This is a genomic window from Pseudoalteromonas prydzensis (genome assembly GCF_011050055.1).
In the GTDB taxonomy this organism is placed as follows: Bacteria; Pseudomonadota; Gammaproteobacteria; order Enterobacterales; family Alteromonadaceae; genus Pseudoalteromonas; species Pseudoalteromonas prydzensis_A.
Window position 1 is genome coordinate 1 of the sequence record NZ_DRGM01000154.1, and the last position, 8,194, is coordinate 8,194.

9 protein-coding genes are annotated in these 8,194 nt (G+C 40.1%); all 9 read right to left on the reverse strand.

The genetic code is table 11. From position 1 onward, the window contains the following. On the reverse strand, positions 1 to 173 hold a 173-nt coding region (locus tag ENH88_RS14615), incomplete at its 3' end, for an Hpt domain-containing protein (RefSeq protein ID WP_304183275.1). Positions 174 to 188: 15 nt separating this feature from the next. Further along, on the reverse strand, positions 189 to 962 hold the full coding sequence (locus ENH88_RS14620) for a protein phosphatase CheZ (RefSeq protein ID WP_294123337.1): 774 nt from the start codon (positions 960 to 962) through the stop codon (positions 189 to 191). Between the two features lie 17 nt (positions 963 to 979). Continuing rightward, on the reverse strand, positions 980 to 1,363 hold the full coding sequence (gene cheY, locus ENH88_RS14625; RefSeq protein ID WP_008132609.1) for a chemotaxis response regulator CheY: 384 nt from the start codon (positions 1,361 to 1,363) through the stop codon (positions 980 to 982). Positions 1,364 to 1,403: 40 nt separating this feature from the next. Continuing rightward, a complete protein-coding gene (locus tag ENH88_RS14630; RefSeq protein ID WP_294123478.1) occupies positions 1,404 to 2,114 on the reverse strand; it encodes an RNA polymerase sigma factor FliA in 711 nt (236 codons plus the stop codon). 26 nt (positions 2,115 to 2,140) lie between these two features. Beyond that, positions 2,141 to 3,001 carry a MinD/ParA family ATP-binding protein gene (locus ENH88_RS14635; protein ID WP_002959312.1) on the reverse strand — a complete coding sequence of 287 codons (861 nt, stop codon included), beginning with the start codon at positions 2,999 to 3,001 and terminating at the stop codon, positions 2,141 to 2,143. Next, positions 2,994 to 4,475: a flagellar biosynthesis protein FlhF gene (flhF, locus tag ENH88_RS14640; protein ID WP_010553900.1), complete on the reverse strand. Its 1,482-nt coding sequence runs from the start codon at positions 4,473 to 4,475 to the stop codon at positions 2,994 to 2,996. Before flhF ends, ENH88_RS14635 begins: the two co-directional genes overlap by 8 nt. Before the next feature lie 21 nt (positions 4,476 to 4,496). Then, positions 4,497 to 6,608: a flagellar biosynthesis protein FlhA gene (gene flhA / locus ENH88_RS14645; protein ID WP_024606208.1), complete on the reverse strand. Its 2,112-nt coding sequence runs from the start codon at positions 6,606 to 6,608 to the stop codon at positions 4,497 to 4,499. A 72-nt stretch (positions 6,609 to 6,680) separates the two neighbouring features. Beyond that, on the reverse strand, positions 6,681 to 7,811 hold the full coding sequence (gene flhB / locus ENH88_RS14650) for a flagellar biosynthesis protein FlhB (protein WP_007585806.1): 1,131 nt from the start codon (positions 7,809 to 7,811) through the stop codon (positions 6,681 to 6,683). Positions 7,812 to 7,820: 9 nt separating this feature from the next. Continuing rightward, positions 7,821 to 8,194: flagellar biosynthetic protein FliR (locus ENH88_RS14655; RefSeq protein WP_304178737.1), on the reverse strand; the 374-nt coding region annotated here is incomplete at its 5' end.

Below are 8,194 nucleotides of genomic sequence, written 5' to 3' on the forward strand. Positions count from 1 at the left end.
GCTAAAAAGCCTGCTCCACCTTTTACAGTGTGAAAGCCTCTAAATATAGCGTTTAGTAACTCTGTATCTTCTGGATTATTTTCCAGTTCAACTAACTGTTCAGATAAAAGCTCTAGGATTTCTCCTGCCTCTACAAGAAAGTCTTGTAAAATATCTTCATCGACTTCAAACATGCAGTTACTCTCCTCTTAGAAGCCCAAACTTGATAAAAGATCATCGACTTCATCTTGATCAGATACAACATCATTACGCGATTCTTTATCAATAATAGGGCCTTCAGGACCTGCTAAAGTTTGTGTGGCAACTGGTTCTTTTATTTTTTGTTGTTCTACTTTATTCGCTGTGTTGTCACTATCATCTTGTTCAGCAAAAGCTGTTAAAAGATGAAGTAAGCTTTCTTCTACTTCTCTAACAAGTTCTATAACACGACGAATAACTTGACCCGTTAAGTCTTGATAATCTTGAGCCATTAGTACATTCGTCATTAAGCTTTGAAGCTCATCGGTTTTATGATGAGAGTTATTCATAAACTTATCGATACTATGGCAAAGTTGTTTAAACTCACCCAGCTCAATTTCGCGACTCATTAAACGATCCCATGTCGGTTTGATATGAGATATTTCATCTGCCAGTTGTTGAGCTATAGGAAGACTCGCTTCCACTGCATCCATTGTTTTATTAGCCGCATTTTCTGTCATTTCTATAACATAATTAAGCCGCTTTTTAGCATCTGGAATAGCATCTGTTGTTAAATCAGTTAAACGAGTATCAAGATCAAAACTTTTAAGGGCTTCGTGCAATTGACGGGTCAACTTTCCAACTTCAGCAAATAATTCAGACTGCTCTCGCGAGGCAGTCTCTAAGATCAACTGGTTTGCTTTATCTTGCTCATCATTTTCTAAAAAAGCAACGAGCTGACGAGCTTGTTCTAACGTTATTTGAGGCGCAGCTTGTGCTGGCATAAGCCTCTCCCCCATCATTAGCCTAAGCGTTCAAATACTTTTTCTAACTTAGTTTTTAATGTTCCAGCCGTAAAAGGCTTAACAATATAACCATTAACGCCAGCTTGCGCTGCAGCTATTATTTGTTCTTTTTTAGCTTCTGCCGTTACCATTAATACAGGGATATGTTTTAACTTATCATCTGCACGAATTGCTCTTAAAAGGTCAATACCTTGCATTCCAGGCATATTCCAATCAGTAACTACAAAATCAAATACTTGATTTTGTAACATAGGCAAAGCTGTAGACCCGTCATCAGCTTCTTGAACATTAGTGAAACCTAAGTCACGTAATAGGTTTTTTATAATTCGTCTCATCGTTGAAAAATCATCAACTACAAGAATTTTCATGTTTTTATCCAAAACATCCCCCAGTGAGGTATTAACCTTAGTTTACTTACTACTAGTTTATCCAGTCATTGATTTTAGCTTTAAGCTTAATCATCGCCTGACCATGTATCTGACTTACACGCGATTCGCTTACATCGAGTATATGTCCTATTTCTTTTAAATTCATTTCATCGTTATAGTACAAAGAAAGTACCATTGCATCACGCTCTGGTAATGACTTTATTGCATTTAGCAAAGACTCATTAAACCGATCATTCTTAACATTATTAAAAGGTTTGTCTAGCGCTAAATCTTGGCCTACGGGAGTAATAACATCCTCATCTACACCAAGGTCTTCTAAACCTAATACTTTACTAGTATTAACATCATTTAAAATATGATGATACTCATTGAGTGAAATTTCAAGTTTTTCAGCAACTTCTGTATCTGTTGGTTCGCGATTCAGACTGCTTTCGAGCCCAGTAATTGCTTCTGCAACTTGTCGGCTTTTACGGTGTACTGAACGAGGAGCCCAATCACCACGGCGCATTTCATCAAGCATAGCCCCACGAATACGAATACCGGCGAAGGTTTCAAAGCTTGCGCCTTTTGTTGCATCAAAGTTTTTTGAAGCTTCTATTAAACCTATCATTCCTGATTGAATTAAATCATCAAGCTGAACGCTAGGTGGTAATCGAGCAATTAGATGACATGCCACTTTTTTGACAAGTGATGCATGTTTCTCAACAATCACATTTAAGTTTTGTGTTGATTGATATCCCATAGCTCTATTCACCAATATTGTCATAATTAGCCGTTTACTAGTTTCTCAATGAAAAACTCTAAATGCCCAGATGGTTGGTTTGGTATTGGCCATTTAACTGCTTTTGTTGCCAGCGTTTTAAACGCAAGAGCGGCTGGCGAATTAGGAAAGAGTTCTACGATTACTTTTTGACGACGTGTTGCTTTGCGCATATTTTCGTCATAAGGAACTGTTGCTACTAGCTCCATTGAAACATCTAAAAAGCGATCGGTAACCTTAGATAGCTTTGCAAACAACTCAGTGCCTTCACGCATACTGCGAACCATATTGGCAACAATTTTAAATTTATAAACGCCGTGCTCACGGCTTAATACTTTAATAAGTGCGTAAGCATCCGTGATTGATGTTGGTTCATCACATACCACAACCATTACATCTTGTGCTGCACGCGAAAAGCTCAGCACCATGTCTGAAATACCAGCGGCAGTATCCACAATTAAAATATCAAATTCGGTATTCAATTCGCTAAACGCACGAATTAGTCCAGCATGCTCAGATGGTGATAACTCAACCATACTTTGCGAACCAGACGTAGCGGGTACAATTTTAATACCAGCAGGACCTTCAACCAAAATTTCGTCAAGCTCACATTCACCAGACAAAACGTGTGACAAATTACGCTCTACACGTAAACCAAGCATCACATCACAATTTGCTAAACCTAAGTCAGCATCCAGTACTAGTACTCTGTTACCTTGTTGCCCTAGTGCTATAGCAGTATTTAGAGAAACATTTGTTTTCCCCACCCCACCTTTACCACCGGTTACAGCGATAACTTTAACGCCGTTGTTATTGTTTTGACTCATTTTGCGCAGGCCGCTTGCTTGATCTAATACTGTGTTAATCATACATCCCTACTGTACTTGGCGCCACTGCTTGATGCCTTGAATGTTGTGCTTTTGTTCTTTTTAAATATAATTGCTCAGCCTTTTTTACTAGTTTTTCAGCATTTGCAACACGAATATCTTCTGGTACTCGTTGTCCGTTAGTAAGATACCCTATTGGAAGGCGATTTTGAATCGCAATACTAATAATCTCACCCAAACTTAATGATTCATCCAACTTGGTAAAAATACAACCACTTAACTGTACTTTTTTAAAGTGGCGTACAGTTTCTTGTAGTACATTAATTTGCGCTGTGGCACTGAGTACTAAGTAGCTGCGAATATCCACACGCTGGTTGCGCATTAACGTATTTAACTGCTCAGTTAAGCGTAAATCTCGCTGGCTCATACCTGCCGTATCAATTAACACTAGACGTTTATTTCGTAAATGATATAAAACTTCAGCTAACTCATTAGCATCTTTAACTTGTTTTACACCACAACCAATAATACGACCGTAAGTTGCAAGCTGCTCATAAGCACCAATTCTGTACGTATCAGTGGTTATTAAGGCAACTTTATCGGCGCCATACTTTTGTGCACCTAGAGCTGCAAGCTTAGCAACTGTCGTGGTTTTGCCCACACCTGTTGGACCCACTAACGCATATACACCACCTTGGCGAAGTATTTCGTTATTGGTTGTTTGCATTTGATCTTCAACCATTGTTAGCAATGCTTTCCAGCCTTGCTGACGAGACACGTCGTCAGGTACGAAACATGCCATTTGTTGCGCGACTTCTTTATCAATACCCATACCGACTAAACGGTCAACCATGCACGCACGCGTTGGATCGCGACGCGCCATATCTTGTTGCATTAAACCTGATACTTGATGTTCAAGTAACTGACGAATCGCGTTCATTTCTTCACGCATTGTTGTCATTTCTTCGCTTTCATTATTTTTATTTTGTGGGCGAGCAGTTACCGGGCTATCTAAATCATCAAAATCGCGGTCTAAATCATCAAAACCTAAACTATCGGCTTGAGTTTGTGGGCGAACTGGCGCTGCACTTTCAGGAATAAACATATTTTTAGTACGCGGCTGCGCAGCCGGCTCTTGATAGTTATCGGTAGTATCAATACCCGATTGTGAAAACATAGAAGCAAGTTCAGGGGAGCGAGGACGCGGTGATTGTCGCTCTAGTAATGCTTGTAAGCTGTCAGCAACCTTTGCTTGTGGCTCAGGCTTAGCACGCTGTGGCTCTGGTCTTACAAAGTTATGCATGCTTTGCTGTGGCGCTTGAGCACGAGGTTCAGCATTACGTTGTGGTTGCGCTGCTACTTTAGGGGCTGCTTTGTCATAATCAACTGCCGCTACAATTTCTACACCGTTAGCCAGCTTCTTATTTGACATAATAACCGCATCAACACCTAATTCATCTTTAACTTCTTTAAGTGCTGTGCGCATATCTTTAGCAAAAAAACGTTTAATTTTCATGATTCAACCCCTGTTAAAATCTTATTGTTGCCCTACAGAGCTAACAATCTTTATCTGTCTTTCATCTGGTACCTCTTGATAAGACATCACTCTCAATCCTGGAATGGTGTACTTAACAAAACGAGATAACACAGTGCGTAACATTCCTGACGTTAGCAATATAGAAGGTTCACCGGCCATTTCTTGATTTTGATGCGCTTGTGTTAATGACACTTGAAGTCGCTCTGCAAGTCCTGGCTCAATACCGGCACCTTCATCACCTGCATTTTGTAATGACTGATGCAACATCTGTTCCAACTCAGGCGCCAAGGTTATGACAGGAATTTCTGATGACATTCCCACCGCATCTTGAACAATTAATCTACGCAGGGAAATACGCACTGCAGCCGTTAATACATCAGGGTCTTGGCTACGCGGACCATATTCAACAAGGGTTTGAACAATTGAGCGCATATCGCGAATAGCTACACCTTCATTCAATAAATTTTGCAGTACTTTTACAATTGCAGTTAATGGCAACACATCAGGTACTAGTCCTTCTACTAAGCGAGGATGGCTTTTAGCAAGCATATCAAGCAGGTTTTGAACTTCTTCATGCCCTAGTAGCAACGCCGCACTGTTAGTTAATAACTGGCTAATATGAGTGGCAACTACCGTGGCTGAATCTACAACGGTATAACCTAGTGATTGCGCTTCATCTTTTTGATCAGGCTTGATCCATACTGCATCAAGGCCAAACGCAGGATCTTTAGTTTCAACCCCTTTAATAGGACCAAATACTTGCCCTGGGTTAATCGCTAGCTCGTCGCCATGTTTAAGTTCGCTTTCACCGGTTGAAACACCCATTAGCGTTATTCTGTAAGCATTTGGATCAAGCTCTAAATTATCGCGAATATGAACAGGTGGTACTAAAAAACCAAGTTCTTGAGAAAGCTTTTTACGTACACCTTTAATACGATTAAGTAGCTCACCACCTTGAGATTGATCTACCAACGGAATTAATCTGTAACCTACTTCTAGGCCAATTACGTCAACCTGCTGAACATCATCCCAACCAAGTTCTTTTTGCTCTTGTTTATTGGCAATACCTGTTGCAGCGCTTCCGCCACTGGCGGCTTCTTCGGCTTCTGCTGCAGCGGCTTTTAACTTAGTTTGCTGTGTGTAGTAAGCTAAATAACCCAGTAACGCACCTAAACTTAAAAAAGCAATATGCGGCATACCAGGTACTAAGCCCATGATGATCAAAATACCTGAAGCAATAAAGAGTGATTTTTCGTTACCTAGTTGTTTCTTAAATTGGTCACCCATATTGAGCGACTCATTTTGACGTGTTACAACAATCGCGGTACCAATTGAAAGTAGTAAAGAAGGGAGTTGAGCAACTAAGCCATCACCAATGGTAAGTAATGTATATACTTCCATTGCGTTGCCAAAACTCAAATTATGTTGAATCATACCGACAAATAAACCACCAACAATATTGATGATTAATATAACAATACCTGCAATGGCATCGCCTTTTACAAATTTACTCGCACCATCCATTGAGCCGTAAAAATCAGCTTCGCGAGTTACTTCCTCGCGGCGGTCACGCGCTTGCTCAGCACTGATAAAACCAGCGTTTAAATCGGCGTCAATTGCCATTTGTTTACCCGGCATTGCATCAAGGGTGAAACGTGCAGATACCTCAGATATACGCCCAGCACCTTTAGTAATTACCACAAAGTTAATAATGATCAGAATTAAAAATACGACCAAACCAACTGCGTAGTTACCACCAATAACAACTGAGCCAAACGCTTCAATTACTTTACCGGCAGAATCACCACCATTATGACCTTCAAGTAATACAACTCGAGTGCTGGCAACGTTAAGCGCTAAGCGCATAATCGTAGCGATTAGTAATACAGAGGGAAATATACCAAACTCAACCGGCTTCATCGTGTAAACAGTCACGAGTAAAACCACTAATGCGAGGGCAATATTAAACGAGAAAAGGATATCGAGTAAAAATGGCGGTAACGGTAAGATCACCATTCCCAAGGCTGCAAGCACAAGCAAAGGAGTACCTACCCCTTTGGCATAGTCTTTTTTGTCTCTGTTAAGTTGTTGTAATACCGCTTTAAAACTCATAATTCTACAATTTCAAAAAATTGACACTACGTAGAATTTGCAATAACTATTCCAAGTTACTAAGTTAACGGTTTAATACTTGTAGGCATCGGGGATTGGGAGCTTGTTATTGAGCTTAGTTGGACGTTTACCGCGCCCTTTATTAAAGCGCTTAAGCTGAAATACATACGCTAAAACTTGCGCTACTGCAGTAAATAGCTGATCGGGTATTTGCTCTCCTACTTCAGCCGTATGATAAAGCGCTCGGGTCAACATGGGGGATTCTAAAATAGGTACTTCATTCCCTATTGCTACTTTTCTAATTTGCATCGCCATTTCATCGATACCCTTAGCAAGCACTATTGGCGCTCCTGCGCGCTCTGTATCGTATTTTAATGCTACTGAGTAGTGAGTTGGGTTGGTAACAATAACATCAGCGTCAGGGACATCTTGCATCATACGGTTTTGCGACATTTGCCTTTGAGTTTGCCTAATACGCGCTTTTATTTGTGGGTCACCTTCAGAGTTTTTATACTCATCTTTAATCTCTTGCATTGTCATTTTAAGTTGTTTGTTATGGTTATAACTTTGAAATGGTGCATCAATAGCCGCAATAATAATTAAAGTGCACGAAAGACCTAAAAACATCCAGCCTAAAATCTCTAAGGCATGGATAATATTACCTGGCGCACTTTCTAAACTTAAATGCAGTATTTCATCAAAATAGGTATTAATTAAAAATATAGCAAAACTTGCAACCAAGCCAAATTTTAAAAGTGACTTTACAAGCTCAATAGCCGCTTGCGGGCCAAACATACGTTTAAAACCTTTCATTGGCGACATTTTACTTGCTTTCGGTGCAGCGGCTTCCCAGCTAAAATTAAAACCACCTAGTAACGTATTACCAATAAATGCAGCCAAAACTATAATTAATACAAACATAGCCATAGGAAACATTAAAGCGTCTGCAACCTCTCCCCATACGGCAAACATTTTAGTAGTATCAAAGGCTTCGTTGCGATTTAAGCTAAGGGTTCGGCCCATTACATTGTATAAACCTTTGCCAATTTCTGGCCCATACATCAAAAGCGATATAGCCGAAAAAATAAGTACAAACATGGTACCTAGCTCTTTTGAGCGCGCTATTTGGCCTTTCTTTTTAGATTCTTCAAGTTTTTTGGATGTGGGTTCTTCTGTTTTTTCTTGTCCTGAGTCTTCAGACATGACTTTCTCCTAAGGCGAGCAACCAACTAAAGTACACATTAGCTCAACCATTTTTAACCATTGAAACTCAAACTGAGTAACAAAGTTACCTAGTGTCGCCCAAATAATAATAAGTCCCGCGACCAAGGTAAACGGAAAACCAATAGAGAAAATATTTAATTGCGGTGCTGCACGCGTCATAATACCAAACGACATATTAATAACGAGCATCGCGGTAAGCGGTGCAAGTGAGAGTACCAGTGCTGTAGTAAACATCCAGCCACCCCAGGTCACTATGTCCCAGTAATGATCTACAGACCACCATGTGCCATCAATGGGTAGCACTTGAAAACTATGCACCACCATTTGAATCATCATTAAATGACCGTTAAAAGCAAAAAATA